Origin of the sequence: Winogradskyella marincola, from assembly GCF_029624125.1 — a bacterium.
GTDB classification, from domain to species: domain Bacteria; phylum Bacteroidota; class Bacteroidia; order Flavobacteriales; family Flavobacteriaceae; genus Winogradskyella; species Winogradskyella marincola.
On the sequence record NZ_JARSBN010000005.1, the window covers coordinates 247,145 to 267,778 of the forward strand.

Below are 20,634 nucleotides of genomic sequence, written 5' to 3' on the forward strand. Positions count from 1 at the left end.
GACTATCTTTGAGCTCTCAAACAATTCATTTTTATCATGAAAAAAATATTCTTACTTTTTACTGTTGTTTTCTTAGTTTCTTGTGCTGAGCTACAAAACGTTATTAACGAACTTCCGCAAACAAGTGGATTAAGTAATGAAGATATGGCTGCTGGTCTGCGCCAAGCATTAGACCTTGGTATTGACAAACAAGTAACCAAGCTAACTCAAAAAAATGGGTTTTATAAAAATGAGCTGGTTAAAATTCTATTACCTGAAGAATTACAAAAAGTAGATGACGCCTTACGAAAAGTAGGTTTAAGCAGTTTGGCAGACGAAGGTATAAAAGCACTTAACAGAGCTGCAGAAGATGCTGTAAAAGAGGCTACTCCAATCTTTGTTAATGCAGTTAAAGACATCACTTTTAATGATGCAAAAAACATTTTACTTGGCGAAGATAATGCTGCAACAGAATACTTAACTTCTAAAACTCAAACGCAACTATACGACAAATTTAAGCCTGTGATTAGCAATTCTTTTGGTAAAGTTGGTGCGGATCAAATTTGGAATAATCTTATAACCAAGTACAATAATTTACCGCTTACTAACAACGTTAATCCAGATTTAACAGATTATGTAACCACAGAAGCTTTAAAAGGTGTGTACACCATGATTGCTGTTGAAGAAAAAGAAATTAGAACCAAAGTTTCATCTAGAACTACGGATTTACTTAAAAAGGTTTTTGCCCTACAGGACTAAAAACCAAACCCTTAACATATTATTTATCAACAAATTCTAGTTTATTTGCTTAATATTTAGTAAATTAGGATTTCAATCAATATTCCTATACTGTGAAGAATTCAGAACGATTGATCCGAAAGAGGTTTAAACTAAGACAGCAATACCTGCGACTTATCGAGGATGCATACAATCTTAGAGAAACAGACCATGCACTTAGTGATTTTTCTGAATTTAAAGCCACAAAAGTCTTAAATCAGCTTAATAAACTAAAGTTTATTATAGATGACACTAATATACAAGCCAACTAATCTTTTGGTGTGTACAAACCATCAAAAGCAATTGTTACATCTTTACCCTCTGTTATTGTTTCCCAAAGCTGCCTAACGGTTCCGTCTTTGTTATCGGTCCAAGTAATGCGATGAACTATAACTTTTCCTTCTTTATTAGTTTCTTCATCTGTTTGTAAAATCATTTGATTACCAACCTTATTTCCTTTGAGATGCAAACTTTGCCCTTGATTATCTATCCAGATTTGCTCCCATTGTTTGGTTTTATAATTATAAAAATTATTGCTTGTACCTGTATATCCTGGTGTAGCGCTAATCCAGTTTTCTTGAAGCACACATTTGCCTTGTATTTTTTCTATAGTATTCTCTCCTGCTTTTGTACCATCAGCATTGGTAACCTCCCAACTGCCAGCCCAAAAATCAAATTCTGAATGCTTTTCTGTACAGCAATTACAATTAGAGTCTTGCGCAACCAGTGAGATGGAGAACAATGCAACAACAAAAAATGGTAAAACTTTTCTCATGATTGATATTGTTTTACCCTAAGTTATTAAACTACATTTAATTATAAGCTAATATTAACATAACATTTAAAAGCTAGAAAGTCAACATCTTTGTACCGCAAAAGAGATTAAGTCTTAAAAGAGATTAGAACAAGTTAGTTAGATGAAAGTCGGTATTTTAGTTAGGTACCGACTTTTCTATTTAATAAAATGTTTCTTTAAAATATTTGAAAGACTTCAACAATCGACTTCCGTACCAAGAGAACATTTCACCATCAACTATACTTATATCTTTTAACGGAAACTGCTCTCTAAAACCCTCTATATCTTTAGTTTTAAAAGGATAGGGCTCACTTGAAAGGAATATTAAATCGGCTTCTTTTAATTTTGAATCCTCTAAATCTATTTCAGGATAACGTGCTTCACTCTCAAAAACATTACTAAAACCAGCCTCATTAATCATTGTGTTTATAAACGTATTTGAAGCTGCAACCATCCAAGGATTCTTCCATATAAAATAGGCTACTTTCTTCTTACTTGTAGATTGTAATGCAGATTGAAATTTTTGTCTTTCCGTTTTAATAGCTTCAATTAACTCCGAAGCCTTTTTAGAACTATTGAAAATAGTACCATACATTTTTATAAGCTCTAAACAATCTTCTATAGTATCTACATCACTAATATGTATAGGAGCTACATCTTCTAAATCTCTGATGATTTCCTTTGTATTTTCTTCTTTATTACAAAGTATAATGTCTGGCCGAAGCGCTTTTATTTTATTAAGATGAATCTGTTTTGTGCCACCAACAATGGTTTTTTGTTTTCTGAGATGATTTGGGTGTACACAAAATTTTGTAACACCAACAAGGTCGTTTTCTAGTCCTAAATCAACTAACAATTCGGTTTGCGAAGGCACCAGAGATACAATTCGTTTTGGTGTATGCTCTAGCTCAACGTTTCTATTTAACTGATCTAAGTATTTCATCTTGAGATGTTGAAATGAGTTTAGATTAGCTAATTTTAAGCATTAAGAATTTCACTCATCTGCAACTGCAACTCTTTAGCTTTTACTGCTGCAGCCTGTGCAAAATCATCATTTTGAGATGCATATATTATTCCTCTGGAAGAATTAATAAGCAAACCTACAGTATCAGTCATTCCGTATTTACAAACATCTTGAAGGTTACCTCCTTGTGCACCAACACCTGGCACCAACAAAAAACTATCTGGTATGATTTGCCTAATATCTGCTAAAAACTCTGCTTTTGTGGCACCAACCACGTACATTAAATTCTCAGAATTCTTCCAAGTTTTTGAAGTTTTTAAAACCTGCTTATAAAGCTCTACTCCATCAACGGTTTTAGTTTGAAAATCGAAAGCTCCTTGATTAGATGTTAAAGCCAATAAAATGGTGTGCTTATCCTCAAAAGTTAAAAAAGGCTCTACCGAATCTTTGCCCATATATGGTGCTACGGTAACACTATCGAAACCTAAATCTTCAAAAAAAGCTTTTGCATACATTGTACTTGTGTTACCAATGTCTCCTCGTTTTGCGTCAGCAATAGTGTATATTTCAGGATGCTTGTCGTTGAGATAATTTATGGTTTTTTCTAAAGCCTGCCAGCCTTTAATTCCGTAGGCTTCATAAAAAGCAGTGTTAGGCTTGTATGCCACACAAAGCTGGTGTGTTGCATCAATTATAGCTTTATTAAAAGCAAATATTGGGTCTTCTTCCTCTAAAAGGTGCTGAGGAATTTTATTTAAATCTACATCTAATCCTATGCAAAGAAAGGATTGTTTTTTCTTGATTTGATTGATTAGTTGTTGTGTTGTCATTAAAAATTATAGATTAATGTTCCTATTATATTATCCTCATCTACAAAACCTCTATATCTAGAATCTAACGAGTTATCTCTATTATCTCCGAGAAAAAAATATTTTTTTGGTGGTAAAACAATAGGTCCAAAATTACTTATATTCCAATTACTTTCTTTAGAAAAAATGTTTCTAGAAAGTGTTAAAGAATCATCACTTAGGCGTCTCTTAATTTTTAATTGAGAACTAGCCACATAATCAGAATCTAAAAAAACAACCACAGAATCATTGCCTTTTGCATACATCTGAAAAGATTCATCATCTTTAAATTCTTCTTTTAAATTTTTCCCAACATTATTTGAAACCACATATGAATATCTTAAATTCAACATGGTATCTACGTTCTTGTCATTTACATAAATCACTCCCCTTCTACACTCTAACTTATCTCCAGGTACTGCAATCAATCTTTTTATTATTGTCCAGCCATCCAAACTATCTGAAAATTTAAAATAGGCAAAATCCATAGGTTTAGGCTTTATTAAATTTGAACCTATCAATCTTGAATTTAATTTTAAATTAGGTTCGTTTGAAGTACTTGGAATTGTATAATAAGACAAAACACCTATTACTTTTGCCAAAATAATTATAGCTCCTACAATGGATAGTAAAATTATAAGTCTTCTTTTCATAAAAAAAGCCTCAAAAAAGAGGCTTAAAATTTATATTGCTTCGTCGCTGGCTTTTAACAACTCAGTGTTTTCTGCAAGCATTAATTCGTCTATGATTTTTTGAATATCTCCGTCTATGATGTTTGATAAATCGTATAAGGTTAATCCAATTCTGTGATCGGTTACACGACCTTGAGGATAGTTATACGTTCTAATCTTGGCACTTCTATCGCCAGAACTTACCATACTCTTACGTTTTTCTGAAGCTTCTGCCTGACGCTTTCTTAATTCTTCTTCATATAATCGCGAACGTAAAACCTTTAAGGCTTTTTCTAAGTTTTTGTGCGATGATTTCTGATCTTGACAACTTACAATCATACCTGTTGGCTCGTGGTGTAGCTTAATTGCAGAGTATGTTGTATTTACCGACTGACCGCCAGGACCTGTTGATGTAGTACGCTCTATACGAACCTCTGTCATGTCTAGTTCGTAATCAAACTCTTCTGCTTCTGGCATTACCACCACAGTTGCTGCACTGGTATGCACACGACCTTGTGTCTCTGTTTGTGGTACACGTTGTACACGATGTACACCTGCTTCGAACTTCATAGTACCGTAAACATCTTCACCTGAAACCTCGAAAATAATTTCTTTAAAACCTCCAGATGTTCCTTCGCTTGTACTTACTACATCTACCTTCCAGCCTTTGTTACTACAGTATTTTGAATACATTCTGTATAAGTCACCTGCAAAAATACTAGCTTCGTCTCCACCTGTTCCTGCACGTACTTCTACTACAACATTCTTGGCATCGTCTGGATCTTTTGGTATCAATAAGAAACGTATTTCTTCTTCAATTTTAGGCAAATCCTCTTTAGCTTCATCTAACTGCATTTTTGCCATTTCTACCATCTCTGCATCAGAGCCATCTGCTATGATCTCTTCAGCTTCAGAAATATTATCTAATAATTCTTTATAAACGTCACCTTTATCAACTATTTTCTTAAGGTCTTTATACTCCTTATTTAGTTGAATGTAACGCTTCTGATCTGCAATTATATCTGGTTGAATTATGAGGTCATTTACCTCATCGAATCGTTGTTTTACAATCTGAATTTTCTCTAACATCTCTCTTCAAAAAATTGGAAGTCAAAAGTACAATTTTTTACGCTATTATCGAGATTTAAGTCTTTAGAAACTTACACCCGAATTTGAAGATTTTATTGAAAGTACATTTTACTACTATTTTAAAAAATATTTTTTAATCTTTTAGCGTTGTAGGTAGTATGCGAAAGCAGTTTACCTCTATACTAAACTACTACAAGCCGCTTGCTCTATGGTCGTTTTTAGTGACCATTGCTATTACGGTAATTAATCCAGAATTGATTTTAGCGCTTTGCACTAAATTATTCCTGGTCTTTCTGCTATGGATAATGATTAGTGATAGAAAATTAAGGCAACGCTTAAATTTTTATAAAATAAGAGGTGTGTCTAACCTTAAGTTTTTTAGTATTATATTTTTGCTAGACAGTTTAATTACCAGTGTTTTTCTTTCGTTGATAAAAGGTTTTATATAAAGAAACTCATCCTTAATTTTATGAAACACCTTTTGATTTTCTTTCACTTTTACAAAACCTATATCACTTGGTCGTTTATAATTACTCTTTTACTTGGTTTTGTTGATTCGCATTATATTGCTGCTGTTTTAACAAAATCATTTCTAACTGTTTTTGCCTGGTATGTCACTAACGAAACTGCAAGTAAACGCAAATTAACGTTTTATAAAAATTTAGGATTCTCAACACAATCGCTCTTTATTTCTATGTTTGTTTTAGACAGCCTGCTTACGGTATTCATCCTTTTTTTATTTAAGCTACTTTAATTACAGAATATGATATTAGAAGTAGACAACATAGAATTGAATTTTAAAAACAAGCGCATCTTAAGCGGTATTTACCTAAAGGCCGAAACAGACAAAAGCAACAGCTATAATAGGCAGTAATGGATGTGGTAAAAACAGCTTACTAGACATTATTTTTGGCAACTTAAAACCTAAGTATAAATTAATTAGAATAGACAACAAACCTATTCTACAACCACTTTACAAAACCGGATTTATAAAATACCTGCCGCAATATCATTTTATTCCAGATGGTATGGCTGTTAAAACTGCTTTTAACATGTTTGGTGTCAACTGGGAGGAATTTACATCAAATTTTAATGCTTTTAAAGCCTACAAATCTTATAGTATGGGTAAGCTTTCTGGAGGCGAACGTCGTGTTATAGAAACTTATTTAGTACTAAAATCTAAAAGCCTCATCACTATTTTAGATGAACCTTTTTCCCATTTGGCACCAATACATATTGAAGCTATTAAAACTTTAATTGAAGAAGAAAAAAGAAATAAAATAGTTATTGTATCTGACCATATGTACCTGCACATTATTGATAGTGCAGACAAGATCTATTTGCTAAAAAATGCAACTACAAAAGAAATTAAAAATTTAAAGGAATTAGAAAGTTACAGGTATCTCAATGAAAATGTACTGAAATAAAAGTAAAATGATTAACTACCAGCAATTATACTCTCTAAATCTACCACAACACCAACACCAAGTAACTGTTTCCATTGAATTTTTGGACCTTCTACGACTATTTCTTCATTAGTAACTTCATTAGTCTCTATCTCAGACTTAATATCATGGTCATATCTTAAATGAGATCCTAATGTAGCTTGAACAAATTTGTTAACCTTCATATCTAAGTTAACTTCCCAATCTACATCGACATTACCAAAGTTTACTAGATAGTCTGTATATAGTCTTAAGCGTGAATTTAGTTTTATATTATCAAAAACCTCATCTTCAAACTGTCCTGTAAGTAAGACACCAAACTCTTGACGCGTGTTTTCTCCTTTTTTTACAATATTTCCTTCCATATCGTATATCGCAGGATTAACACCAAAAGCACCTTGATTAGCCAACTCTTCATCTAGCACAAAGGTTGTTTTTAATGTCAATGGAGATGCATATACAGAAAAACGCTCTATATGTCTACCATACTCCATACCTGTTCCTAAAAACACATAGCCAGGTGCCATAAATCTTGAAATAGGGTTTTCATCATCTGGACTACTGTATCCGTTTGCAAACTGCGTATTAAAACTAAATCTTGCTGAGTAAAACCAATTACTCTCTAAACTTTTTTCTAATCCAAAGTTAGAAACCACTTCTATAACATCTTCTGTTTTAAACAGTGATTGCTTTTCTTGCTTATTTAAACCGTAACGCAGATTGAGTGACGAATTCCAAAAGTAAGTTTCTTCTTTGTATTTAGCTGAAGCTTTACCGCTAAGTATTGCAGAAATAGAGTTTGTACCACCAGCACTCCAATTACTAAACGAAACTTGGTTAAGAAAAAAACCAACTTCATTATCTGTATTCCAACCTAAATTTAACTTTGATTTTGGCTTTCTTAAAAACAAAGAATCTGGTTGTGCCGAAATACATAAACTAAATAAAAACGTAAAGCCTAAAACATACTTTTTTATATTCTGCATATTGCTTGATGGTGTTTAATAATTAAAAGTTCCGTATTCACTTTCTATAGTTAGCTTCTTTTCTTCAGAAGCTTCTACTCTACCTATAATTTGAGCATTAACATTAAACGATTTTGAAATTGCTATAATATCTTCTGCAATCTCTGGCTTAACGTACAATTCCATACGATGCCCACAATTAAAAACTTGATACATCTCTTTCCAATCTGTATTAGATTGTTCTTGTATAAGTTTGAATAACGGTGGAATTTTGAACATATTATCTTTTACTATATGTAGATTATCTACAAAGTGAAGGATTTTGGTTTGTGCGCCACCACTGCAATGCACCATACCATGTACAGTATCACTATTATATTTATTAAGAATACTCTTAATGATTGGAGCATATGTTCTGGTTGGTGACAATACCAATTTACCTGCATCTATTGGAGAATCCTCTACAGAGTCTGTAAGCTTGGTATCTCCAGAATACACCAATTCTTCTGGCACTGAAGCATCAAAGCTTTCAGGATATTTTTCTGCTAAATATTTTGAAAAAACATCATGTCTTGCCGATGTTAATCCATTACTACCCATTCCTCCATTGTAATCCGTCTCGTAAGTGGCTTGACCAAAAGATTCTAAACCTACAATAACATCTCCTTCAGAAATATTAGCGTTATCTATGACGTCTGACCGTTTCATACGAGCCGTTACAGTAGAGTCTACAATAATAGTTCTTACTAAATCACCAACGTCTGCCGTTTCACCACCTGTAGAATGTATGGTTACTCCAAAGCTTTTAAGATCTTCTATTAATTCTTCTGTACCATTAATAATTGCTGAAATAACTTCTCCAGGAATAAGGTTTTTATTTCTTCCTATGGTAGAAGATAACATAATATTATCTGTAGCACCTACACAAAGTAGGTCGTCAATATTCATAATTAATGCATCTTGGGCTATACCCTTCCAAACAGAGATGTCTCCTGTTTCTTTCCAGTACATATAAGCTAAAGAAGACTTAGTACCTGCTCCATCTGCATGCATTATTAAGCAGTACGCTTCATCATTGGTTAAATAATCTGGTACTATTTTACAAAAAGCCTTAGGAAAAAGTCCTTTATCTATATTTTTTATAGCATTATGTACATCTTCTTTTGAGGCAGAAACTCCTCTTTGTGCATATCTTTTGCTTACAGAATTACTCATTGAAACTATTAATGATTCTTAGTACTGCAAAAGTAAGAATAGAAATTAATTATTTGATTAAATTAGAATTTATTACGGTTTCAATATTTTCTAATATCTTCTCTTTTCGTTTTTTTCCACCAAAATATAAGTTTGCACCTAGACCTACTCTCAGAAAAGATTCGTCATTATCTGGCACTATTAAACCTTCCATTTCGTTAGAAAGCACATAATTATAATCTCCAAATAGTTTTAATCCTAATCCATCCATTATCATGTACTCTAATCCTAAACCAAATTGAACTTTGGTGTGTGTTTCTTCAAACCCACTAGACGCATTATAACCATAACCTCCAAATACAAAAGGGGAAATGTTACGGTGCGGAATTATTAAATATTCAAGATTAAAATCAAAGGACATAAAATTTTCTTTAGCTGTATCGCTAATTGCAATACTATATCTATTGAATGATAGATTAACATTAAGATTGCTTATAATATGATACTTATAACCTACTCTTAAAAAAAAGTCTAGTTCTGAATCTGGATAATCGCCAAAAATCATTGTTGTTCCTGCGAGAGCATCAACCACGTGGTTTCCTCGCAACTCTAAAAAATCTAATTCTCGGTGTAACGCTTTACTGTTTTGTATTGTTGATTCTTCCTGTACATCAGATTCTTGTGCAGACACAAAATACAGGCTAAAAAAAATAAAGATTATTGTTAGAAATTGATTTTTATTAATAGCAATCATAAAAGTTTAATTTGTATGTAAGTGCAGGTGACCTAAATGACTGAGGCTGCACAATATAGAAAAATATTTCACAAAGCATCACAAAATCAAAGACCAACTGTAATAAAAAAGGATAAAACCATAAATATGATTTTATCCTTTGTAATTTTTAATGGCCTTTGGCCTTATTAATGTCTTAATTTTTAAGATTCCGTCAGTAGCGTTGGCTGTATGTTAACAACCTCATCATTAACAACATCTTTTATATCCTCAGAGTTGTCTTGTGATAAAATTAAGGTCGCACCCACTAGAATAGCTACACTTAAAAGTAACTTCTTCATTTTTACAAATATTGATTAATAGCACTACAAACATACTAAATAAACATATTTTAAAAATGGTGAAAACTAGTTTTTTTGCTACAATTCATAGGGTTTTCGACAACTAGACAATTGTTATCGACAAACGACACTAATTCTAATTTTTGCACCAATATTTATACGTATTACTACGTATATCACAGGCCTAACTCCTTTATTTAGTGAAAAGCAACTCTCTGTATTTGGTTAATGGCCAAAGCTCATCGTCTATCATAAGTTCTAACTTATCGCAATGGTATCTTATATCATCAAAAAGTGGTTTTACTTTATTGCAATACCCTTTTGCTTTCTTTTCTATATTACCCTGAGAATTAACACTTTTTCGTTCTTCTATCATTTTAGTCACCGAAGAATTAATAGCCTCAATGTGTCTAGAAATCTGTTCGATAATATTTAATTGCTCTTTAGCAAAATCTTTAAATTGATCTCCATAAATAGCCTTAAGTCCCTTTACATTCTCTATCAGTATGTTTTGATATCTTACAGCAGTAGGCACCACATGGTTACGTGCAATATCTCCAAGAACTCTACTCTCTATTTGAACATGAAGTATGTACTCCTCCATTTCAATCTCATAACGAGCCTTAGATTCTACTTCATTCATAACACCAAGGTTTTCAAACAGCTCTATTGAAGATTTAGACACTTTTACCTTTAGTGCTTCTGGTGTCGTTTTATTATTACTTAAGCCTCTTTTTTTAGCTTCTTTTTCCCATATTTCACTATAACCATTTCCTTCGAAAAGAATTGCCTTTGATGTCTTAATGTATTCTCTTAACACATTAAAAATGGCGTCATCTTTTTTCATTGATTTTTTATCAATTAAAACATCAACTTCTTCTTTAAAATCTATTAATTGTTTCGCTACTATGGAGTTTAACACTGTCATAGGATTTGCGCAATTGGCTTTAGAACCTACAGCTCTAAATTCAAATTTATTACCTGTAAATGCAAAAGGCGAAGTTCTGTTTCGATCTGTATTGTCTAATAGAATTTCTGGAATTTTACCTACAACATTTAGTTTTAAATCTGTTTTCTCTTGAGGTGATAGTTTCCCTTTTGTTACGGTTTCTAGCTCCTCTAATACTTTGGTTAATTGCGCACCAATAAAAACAGAAATTATAGCAGGTGGTGCTTCATTAGCTCCCAAACGATGATCATTACTTGCCGATGCAATGGCAGCTCTTAACAATTCCTCGTGTGTTTGTACTGCTTTTATGGTATTTATAAAAAAGGTTAAAAATTGTAAATTACTCATTGGTGTTTTACCAGGAGACAAAAGATTTATTCCTGTATCTGTACTCAAGCTCCAGTTATTGTGTTTACCAGAACCGTTAACACCTGCAAAAGGTTTTTCGTGCATTAACACGCTAAAATTATGACGCTTAGCCACCTTTTGCATCACATCTACCAACAATGAATTATGATCTACTGCAAGATTGGCTTCTTCAAAAATTGGAGCTAATTCAAACTGATTTGGTGCTACTTCATTATGTCTTGTTTTAACAGGAATACCCAACAACATACATTCGTTTTCCAAATCTCTCATGTAAGCCATCGCTCTAGATGGAATAGTACCAAAATAATGATCATCTAACTGCTGGCCTTTAGCAGGCGAGTGTCCTAACAATGTTCTTCCTGTAAGTACAATATCTGGTCTTGATGTTGCTAACGCATTATCTATTAAAAAATACTCCTGCTCCCAACCCAAAGAAGCACTTACTTTTTTAACATTTTTATCAAAATATTTACAAACAGCAACAGCCGCTTTGTCAACTGCATGCAACGCTCTTAATAATGGTGTTTTGTAATCTAAAGCTTCGCCTGTGTAAGAGACAAAAACTGTAGGAATACACAAAGTTGTACCATAAACAAAAGCAGGAGACGTTGGGTCCCATGCTGTATAACCTCTTGCTTCAAACGTATTTCGAATTCCTCCATTTGGAAAACTAGAAGCATCTGGCTCTTGCTGCACTAACTGACTGCCACCAAACTTTTCAATTGCAATACCATCACCAATAGTCTCAAAGAAAGCATCATGCTTCTCTGCTGTAGCACCTGTTAGTGGCTGAAACCAATGTGTATAATGTGTAGCTCCTTTAGAAATTGCCCATTCTTTCATTCCGGTAGAAATGTGGTCTGCTAAAACTCTATCTATTTTAGTGCCTTTAGTTACTGCCTCTATAATACTAGACAAAGCTTCTTTGGTTAAATATTGACGCATAGAAGCCTCATTAAATACATTAGCACCAAATACTTCTGAACGTCGTTTTGGCTCTTTAATTTTTAAAGGTTTTCTTTTTAATGATTCTTTTACAGCGAAAAATCTCAATGTTGACATATTAGTAATATTTTGGCCCAAAAATACGAAATTATCAAAATCAAAGATACAGACCCCTTAAAATTTAGGGTTTATTAACAAGTATTAATAACATTTCACCTAAAAGACCCTATATTTTTTGACCATTTAAAAAAAAGAGCAATCTTTGCAGTGTCAAATTATAAATCCTATTACTGATGAGTAAATCTAAATTAGAGTACATATGGCTAGACGGTTACAAGCCAACTCAAAACATGAGAAGTAAAACTAAAGTTGAGGACGATTTTAGTGGTAAATTAGAAGATTGCCCTATTTGGTCTTTTGATGGTAGTTCTACAAGACAAGCTGAAGGTGGTTCTTCTGACTGTTTATTGAAGCCTGTTGCTATCTATCCTGATCCTACAAGAAAAAATGGTTATTTGGTAATGACTGAAGTATTAAATGCTGATGGTACACCTCACGCCTCAAACGGAAGAGCTACTATTGATGATGATGATAACGATTTTTGGTTTGGTTTTGAGCAAGAATACTTTATTATGGACAAGAAAACGCAATTACCATTAGGTTTCCCTGTTGGTGGTTATCCTGCTCCACAAGGTTTGTATTATTGTTCTGTTGGTGGAAGAAATACTCATGGTAGAGATTTAGTTGAAGAACACGCAGACCTATGTATTGCTGCTGGATTAAACTTTGAAGGTATAAACCAAGAGGTTGCTTCTGGTCAATGGGAATTTCAGTTATTTGCTAAAGGAGCAAAAAAGGCTGGTGATGAGATTTGGGTAGCACGTTATTTATTAGACAGATTAACAGAAAAATATGGTTATTACATTGAATACCACCCAAAACCATTAGGTAAAGATATGGATTGGAATGGCTCTGGTATGCACGCTAACTTCTCTAACACTACATTAAGAACTTGTGGAAGCAAAGAGACTTACGAAAAAATATGTGAAGCGTTTAGACCTGTTGTAAAAGAACATATAGAGGTTTACGGAGAGTTTAACGACCAACGTTTAACAGGTGACCACGAAACACAAGCTATAGATGAGTTTAGCTTTGGAGTTTCTGATAGAGGTGCTTCTATCCGTATTCCTATCATCACAGTTGAAAAAGGATGGAAAGGCTGGTTAGAAGATCGTCGTCCAGCTTCTAATGCAGATCCTTACAAAGTTGCAGGTAGAATTGTAAAGACAGTAAAAAGTGCTGATGTTTAATCAACAGCATTAATTTATAAATAAAAAAAGCTCATAATTATTATGAGCTTTTTTTGTATCTTATTTTAAAGCCAAAAAGATAAATATCATATAAGCACCAAACAACAACATGCCCTTATAACGCCCAATAACAAATCGTTTTGGAATAAGCATTAGAGGCACTAATACGGCTGCAAATGCTATCATCCAAAAAATATTGGTCGATAAGATTTCTGGTGTTTCAGGATTTACAGCTATAGGTTTTATTATAGCTGTTAAACCCAATACCGAAGCAATATTAAATATATTTGAGCCAATTAAATTTCCTAAAGAAATAGCCTTTTCACGTTTTAAAGCCGCTATAACAGAAGCTGCTAATTCTGGAACACTCGTACCAATTGCAATAACCGTTACAGAAATTGCATAATCACTTATACCAACCGCTTTTGCAAGGTCTTTTGCACCTTCTACAAGCCATTCTGATCCAAAATATAAGCCTGCAGCACCAATAATTAACCAAGCTACAATCTTAAAGTTAGATACTACTGCTAATGCATCATCAACCTCATCTAAATTTGCTTTAATCGTTTTTCTAGAGCTTCTAATGAGTATAACCAAAAATACAATTAAGGCTATAAAAAGAATTGCTCCTTCTAAAGCAGAGAGCAGTTCATCATTCTTCAAAAAATAATATAACGCAAAGGATACCAACATCATCATAGGCCAATTTAATCGGTAAAAATCTCGATCTACAGCCAACGGAGAAATAATTGCTGTAATACCTAGCACTAAACCTATATTAGCAATATTAGAACCTATAACGTTACCCAAAGCAATATCTGTAACACCATCTAAAGCAGCCTGTAAACTCACCAAAAGTTCTGGTGCAGACGTTGCAAAAGACACCACTGTCATACCAATAACCAACTTAGAAATCTTTAGCTTAAAGGACAAACCTACAGAAGCTCTAACCAAAAAATCACCACCAACAACCAACAAAGCTAAGCCAGCTATAACAAGAAATACACTCATCTACAACCCAAATATTTAATTCATATTTTTTAAGAATTGCGAAGATAGTATTTCATTTTCAAAGCAAACAAAAACTAAATTTTTCGTTAAATAACTATTTTTATAGTTGATCAACTATAAAAATAGTTATATTTGAATCTAAGAACTTAAATCAACACATTTTTAAATGCGAAAAATCACAATACTTTTCTTAATAACTCTTTGCTTATCTTGCAAGGAGGAAAAGCAAATAAAGTTTTCATTAACTGGCACTACCAATAGCATTGAAGATGGAACTTTATTGTTCCTTGATATTGAATCTCATAATATATTAGACTCTACTATTGTAGTTGATAATAAATTTGCATTCGAAAGGAATTTACCTGAACCTATTGTTACAGGAATCTTACGAACAAAAGACTTTTCTCATTACAGATTTATTTGGTTGGAGAATGATGACATGACTTTTGATGCCAGCAATACAGATTTTAGAAATGCTAAAATCACTGGATCAGAATCAGAAACATTAAGCCAAAAACTATACAACCTAGTAAAAGAGGTTGAACCTCATAGTAAAGAACAACGTGAAATTGAACAAAAATTCATCAACAATAACCCTAATAGTATTGTAAGCGCAAACATTTTAGCCACATATTCTACGACTTGGGGAAAAGAAACAACCGAAAAGCTTTTTAATAATTTTTCTTTAGAAAATAAAAATACACTTTACGGTAAAGAAATCGCTTCTTTTATAGAACTAAATAAGAATCCAAGAATTGGCGATTATTATGTCGATTTTGAAATGAAAAACACAACCGGTAAAACACTAAAGCTATCCGATAATTTAGGTAAACTAACCCTATTAGAGTTTTGGAGTTCAAATTGTGCTCCATGCAAAAAAGAAAATCCAAATCTTATAAAAACTTACAATAGGTTCAATTCTTTTGGGTTTGAAATTTTTGCAGTCTCACATGACATCGATAAAGAAAAATGGATAAAAGCAATAGAGACAGACAAACTAGCATGGATTCATGTAAGTGACCTAAAACGATCTGATAAGGCTTCATTGATTTATGGTATTAATGGAATTCCTGATAACTTTTTAATTAATGAAGAAGGAATTATTGTAGGTAGAAACTTGAGAGGTGAAAAATTAAACAATAAGATTATAGAATTAATAGGTGATTAAAAACTAATAGAAAATGCAAAAACTCACTAACAAAGAAGAAGAAATAATGCATATTTTATGGAAGCTAGAAAAAGCTTTTGTAAAAGATGTATTGGCAGAAATAGAAACAGATAAACCACACTACAACACTTTATCTACCATAATTAGAAACTTGGAAGAAAAAGGGTATGTGAGTTATAATGCTTACGGAAAAACACATCAATACTACCCTATTGTTTCTAAGGAAGATTACAAAAAACGTTTTATGAATACTGCTATTGAAAACTACTTTAACAGTTCTTATAAAAACGTGGTGTCCTTTTTTGCTAAAGAGGAAAAAATTAGTGTTGACGAACTAAAGGAGATTATTGCAATTATAGAAAACAAAAAGTAACCATGGAATATCTATTAAAAGCATCAGCTGTTATTTGCGTATTCTATATATGCTTTCAGTTGTTATTAAAACGAGAAACTTTCTTTAATCATAACCGCTGGTTTTTAATTATTGGTTTGGTGTTAGCATTAGTATTTCCGCTTGTTGTCATTCCTATTTATATTCCTGTAGAAACAGTAGCTTCGCCAGAAATTTCTTTTCAAACAAATAATGTAGCTATCACCTCACCAAGTAATATTATTACAGAAAAGCAATTTGAATGGTCATCATTGTTACCAATTATTTATGCCATAGGTTTTGGCATTTTATTCCTTCAGTTTTTATTTCAGTTTGGGTCTTTAATATGGTTACTAATCAAAAATCCTAAAAACAAAGAAGGTATATATACCTATGTAACCGTTAATCATAAAATATCACCATTCTCATTTTTTAAATGGATTGTTTTTAATCCTAAAGACTTTAATAACGAAGAATTAGAGCTCATATTAATGCACGAAAAAGTGCACGTTAACCAAATGCATTCTTTAGACGTTCTTTTTTCTCAACTAGCATGCGTAATCTTTTGGTTCAATCCATTGATATGGTTCTACAAAAAAGAAGTGCATCAAAATCTGGAATATATCGCTGATCGTGAAACGCAGTCTACTACAAAAAACGAAAAAGCTTATCAGCATTTACTACTAAAAACCAGTATACACAACACTAATACTTCATTATCAAATAATTTCTATAATTCACAAATCAAAAAACGAATCATTATGTTACACACATCTAAATCTCACCGTAAAAAACAATGGAGGTACTTATTAATTCTTCCACTTTTAGCAGGTTTATTAATGAGTATGAACACTGAAAAAGTGTATGTAAACAATACCATCACAACAGAAAACAGAAATGAAACGCTTGAGTTTTTAGTCACCAAAAACACAACAGACTTGGAATTAAAAGCTATGTCTAAAGCGATTGAAGACAAAGGAGGAACACTTGTATTTAGCCAAATAAAACGAAACTCTAATGATGAGCTTATTGATGTTTTTGTAAAATTCTACAATCGTAGCTATGGAGGCGGAAATGCAGAAACTCCAATTGAAGATTTTATTATTTACAAAGAGTTTTTTGATGATTATGCTGGCTATGTTGGCAGTCCTCAAAATGCTAGTTTTCATTTTGATATTGACAAAAAACAAAATGAATCCGACTACAGAGCGCTACAAAAAAGAGCTATCTCTAAAATGAAATCTCTTGGCATGCAACATGAAGAGCTTTCAACTAAAAAAGAAGAAAAACCGAAATCTGCTAAGTCTGAAAAACAAAAAGTAAAGCAAGAGTCAATTGCTTCAGAAAAAGAGGTTATCATAACAACAATAAATAAAAACACGACAGATACTGAACTAGAAAGCATAAAAGAAAAGCTTAAAAAAGAAGGTGTTACCTTAAAAATAAAAGGGATTAAGCGCAATAAAAAAGGCGAAATTAGAGCTATAAAAATTGAAGCAAAATCCAAAAACTCAAGTACCAAATATCAAATAAGTTCTGATGATGAAGCCATAGAACCAATACACATTGCTTTAGACAAAGAGCACAACACTATTACAATTGGCAACGAAGATCACAAAACAAAAAAGCATTCTTACATCATAAAAACTGAAGATGGTGGTAAGCACAAAATTCAAAAAACAGGAAACAGTAATAATGTGTTTGTAGTTAGCAAAGAGAAAGTTAACCAAGCTAAAGACAACACCTTGTATGTTGTGGTGGACAAAAACAAAAGCGTAAAAACTCTAGAAGTAATTTCAGAGGATGATGACGTTGACGTTATTTTAGAAGAAAAAAGCGGAAACAATGTATGGATAAGTAATGACGATATAAGCAAAGAAGAAGATATAATTATCATTCAAAATGCATTTGACGATGAAAATATACTTATTTCAACATCTAGTGGCAAAGATCCTTTATACATTATAGACGATAAGGAAGTCTCTAAAGATAAGTTTATAACTATAAAACCCAAAAACATTGAGTCTGTAACGGTCCTTAAAGATAAGTCTGCAACAGACAAGTATGGAGACAAAGCAAAAAATGGTGTCATTATTATAAAAACCAAAAAAGATTAAAGTTTCATCAATCAATCAAAACGGAGAAAGCCAAACATCAATATTGAGTTTGGCTTTTTTTTATTTCAGTTTATATAATCTATTATTCTATTATTATCTTTTTGGTTAAAAAGCCTTTGCTGTTGGTTAGTTTTACTAAATACAAACCAGAAGCTAAATCTAAATCCACATAACTATCTACAGCATTATATTGTCTTAATCGCTTACCTTCCACAGAATACACCTCAACATTTACTGCATTGGCTGAATTTATGTGCAATCTTCCAGACGTTGGGTTTGGGTATAACGAAACATTTTGCAATTCATTTTCATCCAAACTAAGCGGTTGATCCCAAACTTCGCCTACATTATTTCCCCAAATATATTCCACCAAATTAGGTTGATCTATAAACGGGTTTCTATTAAACTGCCATGTGTATACTACGTTGTTTCTATTCATTTCAAAATCGTCTGGCGGATCGTTTCTATGCCAATCTAATAATGTTGCCAAATCACCTAATTGACCAGTTGCTGATGGATAACCATTTACAACTTCTAATCCATTATATCTAATTTCCATATACAAAACGCTACGCGCCACATCGCCTCTAAAACTACCTAAAGTACCACTTGGACCAATATATTGTCCATAATGCTGATTATTGCGAGTACTATTCTCAACCGCATCTACTGCTCGTAGAGCATGTGCATCTGAGTTTCCGTGACGTAAAGAATCTGCCTCTGTTGTCCAAAACACATCTACTCCATCAGCAATTTCATCTTCTTCAATATCATCAAAACCACCTCTTGATCTCGGGAAAGTATGCTCTCTATTCCATTTACCAGCATTACTACTTCCTGTCTGTATATCTAACTTTGCTCTACCTTCTTCGGTATACAGTAGCCAAACCTGATTGCTGTTGGCTGGGTTTTGATCGGCTTCTTTTAAAATATCTATGATATCAGCATAAGTCTGCGCTCTTACAACGCTAGGATCTGCAATTATATCTTGCAAAGCTTGTCTCAAGGCCAAATCAGACAAACCATCTAAGCTATCATAATAACCATCTGGCTGCGTACTTTGTACAATTCCTGAGGTAGGATTTGTTGGCGTTCCCCAAGCTGCAACTGTAAAATCGTTGTCCACTACTCTTACCTCTACAAAATTATTTCCTGGAACAATTGGCTCTTCTAAATCTGAAAACTGAATTCTCAATACCTCATCGCCTTCATCATCAGAATCATCTGTTAGCGTTATTGTTGTGGATGTTGAATTGGTTCCACTTAAAATCGTTAAGCTGGTATTCCCTGTATAATCTGAAGTATTAAACCCATAATTATTAAGACTAATGGTAAAGTTTAAATCTGAAGCTACATTACTTTCTGCAGTAAATGTAATATCAAAAGACGCTCCTTCATCAAATTGCGTTTCTGCAACTGATATCTGAATTGGGTTTATCGCTATACCAGAACCATCATTTTCACGTCTTGGTGTTGGTGTTGCAGATGCAAAGGTTTCATTATCCATTTCATCAACAAAACGCTGGATGGACTTAGGATTAGCATTAGTACCAGTATCGTTGTGCTGAATGGTTTCTCCAAGTAAATTTAATAAACCTGTATCATCAGAATCATTTGTTCCATAAACCATAGCATCTATAAGGTTAGTCTGTGTTGCCAGAGTACCTTCTGGAAAATCATTAACGGAAGCCTGATAAATACCAACAGCATCAGCACCATTCTGTATAGCATTTTCTGATATTAATAATTGCGGAAATGGGTAAACTCCTTCACTACCTATTACCAACAACCCATTATTATCTGTTTGGTAACCATCTAAATCAATTACCATGTAGCTAGAGTCTGCACCACTAGAAGATCCGTTAAAGAATACCAAAATATAACCATCTGTAGAAAAATTTGGTGTTTGAGATTTTAACTCAATAAACTCTTCTGTATCTGTACTCGGAGAATCCGGATCTAGCTCATTAATAATTAACACTTGACTCCAAGCATTATGAAAAAGAAATAATGCCAAGATTATTAAAAAACGTTTCATACTTTAATTTTTTTCAAAGATAGTGGTAAAAAAAACTATTAATGTTAATTAAAAATTATTTAGAAAAATCAGTTGAAAAAACACATAAGCACTACCCATAAAATAAAACTCTCAAAAGATGAAAAGTTAAAATTTTAGTGTTTTAAAGACAAAATGCCTCTACGATTTAAAAAACCAACCCAAAAACCCTCTACAAACATATAAATATGTAACCTTAAATTAATTTTAAGATTACAATTATAAACTTCAATAAAGACAAGTCACATAATTTAGTAATATATTTCATCTTTTTAGTTATAAATGTAAATGCAAATTCGTCGATTTTTATAAAAACGTTTGGAAGACTATTGTTTGCCGATATATATTGAAAACTCAATCAAGAATTTAAATCAAATATTAACCTCTAAACCAAAAAAAATATGATGACTTTAGCAAAACTGATTATCGATATTATATTTTCGATATTCTAAATCCAACTAATCAACACTCCTTACAATAAAGAGGGTGTAAACAAAAAAACAATCAATCAAAAAACGAGTAAAACTTAGTTCTAGA

At 32.6% G+C, this 20,634-nt stretch carries 19 protein-coding genes; 7 read left to right on the top strand and 12 right to left on the bottom strand.

Translation table 11 applies throughout. The features are described from left to right. The first annotated feature begins 36 nt into the window (after positions 1-36). Positions 37-738 (top strand): DUF4197 domain-containing protein, encoded by a 702-nt coding sequence (locus tag P7122_RS11035; RefSeq protein ID WP_278005859.1) that lies wholly within the window; start codon positions 37-39, stop codon positions 736-738. Between the two features lie 92 nt (positions 739-830). Then, positions 831-1,028 carry a Lacal_2735 family protein gene (locus P7122_RS11040; protein WP_278005860.1) on the top strand — a complete coding sequence of 66 codons (198 nt, stop codon included), beginning with the start codon at positions 831-833 and terminating at the stop codon, positions 1,026-1,028. On the opposite strand, the gene P7122_RS11045 is transcribed toward P7122_RS11040, so the two are convergent. From P7122_RS11045 to prfA, 5 genes are all read right to left on the bottom strand, one after another. Continuing rightward, complete coding sequence (locus P7122_RS11045) at positions 1,025-1,531, bottom strand: hypothetical protein (RefSeq protein ID WP_278005861.1); 507 nt, start codon at positions 1,529-1,531, stop codon at positions 1,025-1,027. The genes P7122_RS11040 and P7122_RS11045 overlap by 4 nt on opposite strands. A 181-nt stretch (positions 1,532-1,712) precedes the next feature. Beyond that, positions 1,713-2,495 carry an ABC transporter substrate-binding protein gene (locus P7122_RS11050; RefSeq protein WP_278005862.1) on the bottom strand — a complete coding sequence of 261 codons (783 nt, stop codon included), beginning with the start codon at positions 2,493-2,495 and terminating at the stop codon, positions 1,713-1,715. A 35-nt stretch (positions 2,496-2,530) separates the two neighbouring features. Further along, positions 2,531-3,346 carry an orotidine-5'-phosphate decarboxylase gene (pyrF, locus tag P7122_RS11055; protein WP_278005863.1) on the bottom strand — a complete coding sequence of 272 codons (816 nt, stop codon included), beginning with the start codon at positions 3,344-3,346 and terminating at the stop codon, positions 2,531-2,533. Next, positions 3,346-4,017 carry a signal peptidase I gene (lepB, locus tag P7122_RS11060; RefSeq protein WP_278005864.1) on the bottom strand — a complete coding sequence of 224 codons (672 nt, stop codon included), beginning with the start codon at positions 4,015-4,017 and terminating at the stop codon, positions 3,346-3,348. Before lepB ends, pyrF begins: the two co-directional genes overlap by 1 nt. Positions 4,018-4,047: 30 nt before the next feature. Continuing rightward, positions 4,048-5,124 carry a peptide chain release factor 1 gene (prfA, locus tag P7122_RS11065; protein WP_278005865.1) on the bottom strand — a complete coding sequence of 359 codons (1,077 nt, stop codon included), beginning with the start codon at positions 5,122-5,124 and terminating at the stop codon, positions 4,048-4,050. 902 nt (positions 5,125-6,026) lie between these two features. On the opposite strand from prfA, the gene P7122_RS11070 reads away from it, so the two are divergent. Further along, positions 6,027-6,551 (top strand): ABC transporter ATP-binding protein, encoded by a 525-nt coding sequence (locus P7122_RS11070; protein ID WP_278005905.1) that lies wholly within the window; start codon positions 6,027-6,029, stop codon positions 6,549-6,551. Between the two features lie 11 nt (positions 6,552-6,562). Here P7122_RS11070 and P7122_RS11075 read toward each other — a convergent pair whose 3' ends face one another. The 5 genes from P7122_RS11075 to P7122_RS11095 form a co-directional block, all read right to left on the bottom strand. Continuing rightward, the gene (locus P7122_RS11075; protein ID WP_278005866.1) at positions 6,563-7,555 is read right to left on the bottom strand and encodes a DUF3078 domain-containing protein; all 993 of its coding nucleotides are present in this window, start codon (positions 7,553-7,555) and stop codon (positions 6,563-6,565) included. Between the two features lie 15 nt (positions 7,556-7,570). Further along, positions 7,571-8,749, bottom strand: a complete 1,179-nt coding sequence (locus P7122_RS11080; protein ID WP_278005867.1) for an AIR synthase related protein — start codon at positions 8,747-8,749, stop codon at positions 7,571-7,573. Positions 8,750-8,798: 49 nt separating this feature from the next. Then, on the bottom strand, positions 8,799-9,419 hold the full coding sequence (locus tag P7122_RS11085) for an outer membrane beta-barrel protein (RefSeq protein WP_278005868.1): 621 nt from the start codon (positions 9,417-9,419) through the stop codon (positions 8,799-8,801). Between the two features lie 245 nt (positions 9,420-9,664). Beyond that, the gene (locus tag P7122_RS11090; protein WP_278005869.1) at positions 9,665-9,802 is read right to left on the bottom strand and encodes a hypothetical protein; all 138 of its coding nucleotides are present in this window, start codon (positions 9,800-9,802) and stop codon (positions 9,665-9,667) included. A gap of 193 nt (positions 9,803-9,995) precedes the next feature. After that, positions 9,996-12,182 (bottom strand): glutamine synthetase III family protein, encoded by a 2,187-nt coding sequence (locus P7122_RS11095; RefSeq protein ID WP_278005870.1) that lies wholly within the window; start codon positions 12,180-12,182, stop codon positions 9,996-9,998. A 176-nt stretch (positions 12,183-12,358) separates the two neighbouring features. Here P7122_RS11095 and P7122_RS11100 point away from each other — a divergent pair, with 176 nt between their 5' ends. Continuing rightward, a complete protein-coding gene (locus P7122_RS11100) occupies positions 12,359-13,375 on the top strand; it encodes a glutamine synthetase beta-grasp domain-containing protein (protein WP_278005871.1) in 1,017 nt (338 codons plus the stop codon). Positions 13,376-13,435: 60 nt separating this feature from the next. Here P7122_RS11100 and P7122_RS11105 read toward each other — a convergent pair whose 3' ends face one another. Continuing rightward, positions 13,436-14,386, bottom strand: a complete 951-nt coding sequence (locus P7122_RS11105) for a calcium/sodium antiporter (RefSeq protein ID WP_278005872.1) — start codon at positions 14,384-14,386, stop codon at positions 13,436-13,438. Positions 14,387-14,552: 166 nt separating this feature from the next. Here P7122_RS11105 and P7122_RS11110 point away from each other — a divergent pair, with 166 nt between their 5' ends. From P7122_RS11110 to P7122_RS11120, 3 genes are read left to right on the top strand one after another with little or no spacing between them, the layout of a single operon-like run. After that, positions 14,553-15,554 carry a TlpA disulfide reductase family protein gene (locus P7122_RS11110; protein ID WP_278005873.1) on the top strand — a complete coding sequence of 334 codons (1,002 nt, stop codon included), beginning with the start codon at positions 14,553-14,555 and terminating at the stop codon, positions 15,552-15,554. A 13-nt stretch (positions 15,555-15,567) separates the two neighbouring features. Then, positions 15,568-15,927 carry a BlaI/MecI/CopY family transcriptional regulator gene (locus P7122_RS11115; RefSeq protein ID WP_278005874.1) on the top strand — a complete coding sequence of 120 codons (360 nt, stop codon included), beginning with the start codon at positions 15,568-15,570 and terminating at the stop codon, positions 15,925-15,927. A gap of 2 nt (positions 15,928-15,929) precedes the next feature. Continuing rightward, on the top strand, positions 15,930-18,041 hold the full coding sequence (locus tag P7122_RS11120) for a M56 family metallopeptidase (protein ID WP_278005875.1): 2,112 nt from the start codon (positions 15,930-15,932) through the stop codon (positions 18,039-18,041). An 82-nt stretch (positions 18,042-18,123) separates the two neighbouring features. Here P7122_RS11120 and P7122_RS11125 read toward each other — a convergent pair whose 3' ends face one another. Then, the gene (locus P7122_RS11125; protein ID WP_278005876.1) at positions 18,124-20,079 is read right to left on the bottom strand and encodes an endonuclease; all 1,956 of its coding nucleotides are present in this window, start codon (positions 20,077-20,079) and stop codon (positions 18,124-18,126) included. Between the last annotated feature and the right edge of the window lie 555 nt (positions 20,080-20,634).